This window comes from Pseudomonas sp. K5002 (assembly GCF_013386655.1).
Classification (GTDB): Bacteria; Pseudomonadota; Gammaproteobacteria; order Pseudomonadales; family Pseudomonadaceae; genus Aquipseudomonas.
Genome location: NZ_JACARK010000986.1, coordinates 1 through 1,782, shown reverse-complemented (window position 1 = coordinate 1,782; position 1,782 = coordinate 1). Strand labels below are relative to the sequence as shown.

General features: G+C 62.3%; 2 protein-coding genes. Both read left to right on the top strand.

All coding sequences use genetic code 11. The features are described from left to right. Positions 1-868, top strand: an 868-nt coding sequence (locus HX846_RS32185; protein ID WP_178966951.1) for an aspartate-semialdehyde dehydrogenase, incomplete at its 5' end; no start/stop codon positions are given. Between the two features lie 160 nt (positions 869-1,028). After that, a partial coding sequence (locus HX846_RS32180; RefSeq protein ID WP_306173180.1) for a FimV family protein occupies positions 1,029-1,782 on the top strand: 754 nt, incomplete at its 3' end.

The window sequence follows — 1,782 nt, the reverse complement described above, 5'->3', positions numbered from 1 at the left end:
GGTTCTTGGCAAGAACGTGCGGGTGCGGGAAGTCGATGAATTCGATTTCAGCAAAGTCCAACTGGTGTTCTTCGCCGCCGGCCCTGCGGTCACCTTGAGTTTTGCCCCGCGCGCCACCGCTGCGGGCTGCACCCTGATCGACTTGTCCGGCGCCTTGCCGGCCGATCAGGCGCCGCAGGTAGTGCCGGAAGCCAACGCGCAGATCCTCGATGGCCTGAAAAAACCTTATCAGGTCAGCAGCCCAAGCCCGTCGGCCACTGCCCTGGCCGTGGTGCTGGCGCCACTGCGCGGCTTGCTGGACATTCAGCGCGTTAACGTCACCGCCAACCTCGCCGTTTCCGCCCAGGGCCGTGAGGCTGTCAGCGAACTCGCCCGGCAGACCGCCGAGTTGCTGAATGTGCGCCCGCTGGAGCCGAAGTTCTTCGACCGGCAAATGGCCTTTAACCTGCTGGCCCAGGTCGGCAAGCCTGACGCGCAAGGCCACACTGCCCTGGAAAAACGCCTGGTGCACGAATTGCGCGCCGTGCTGGAAATGCCTTTGCTAAAGATTTCCGTCACTTGCGTTCAAGCCCCGGTGTTTTTTGGCGATAGCCTGACTGTGTCACTGCAATTGGGGGCAGCGGTGGATCTCGCTGCCGTCAACCGTGCCCTGGACTCGGCACCGGGTGTCGAATTGGTGGAAGAGGGCGATTACCCCACGGCTGTGGGCGATGCGGTCGGTCAGGACGTGGTCTACGTGGGCCGGGTTCGTGCCGGTGTTGATGACCCCGCGGAACTAAATATGTGGCTGGCGTCAGATAACGTACGCAAAGGGGCGGCACTGAACGCCGTACAGCTGGCGCAGTTGTTGATAAAAGGCCTTGTGTAAAAGATACTTGGCGGCAATTTGTAGATTGATTCTAGCCAAGCGCTATGCTTGGCCCCAAGCTGGAAAAATTGCGCGTCGGTGACCTATCGGCTCGCCATGCCTAATGGCAGCGGTTACCCACCTTCTCGCCGGCCGGGGAGTGTTCAAAAAGGATGAGGCTATGGTTCAAGTTCGCAAACTGGTGTTAGCAATAGCGGCCGCCTCGGCGCTGTCCTCCGGTATGGCGCAAGCACTGCAGCTTGGGGAGATGACCCTCAAGTCGAAGCTGAACCAGCCGCTGTCGGTGGAAATCGAGTTGCTCGATGTCGGTGGCCTGACCGCCTCCGAGATCACCCCCAGCCTCGCGTCGTCCCAGGCCTTTGTGGATGCGGGCGTCGATCGCCAGGCGTTCCTGAACGACCTGACCTTTACCCCGGTGGTCAATCCCAACGGCCGCAGTGTGGTGCGTGTCACCTCCAGCAAGCCGCTGCCGGATTCCTACGTGCGTTTCCTGCTGCAGGTACAATGGCCCAACGGTCGCCTGATGCGCGACTACAGCGTGTTGCTGGACCCGGCCAAGTTCGACCAGTCGACCCCGGCCGCCGGTGCACCTGCACCCGCGCCACGCTTGAGTGCGCCTGCGACGACGGCTCCGGCAGTCACCAAGGCCAAGGAACACACCACGACTTCCCGTGACACCTTGTGGGAAATCGCCGCGAAAAACCGCAATGGCGCCTCGGTGCAGCAGACCATGCTGGCCATTCAGGCGCTGAACCCTGACGCCTTTATCGACGGCAACATCAACCGCATGAAAACCGGCCAGGTCCTGCGCCTGCCGGATTCGGGGCAAAGCACCAGCCTGCCGCAGCCCGAGGCGATTGCTGAAGTGACGGCGCAAAACGCGGCGTGGCGCGAGGGCCGCCGTGGCGGCAATC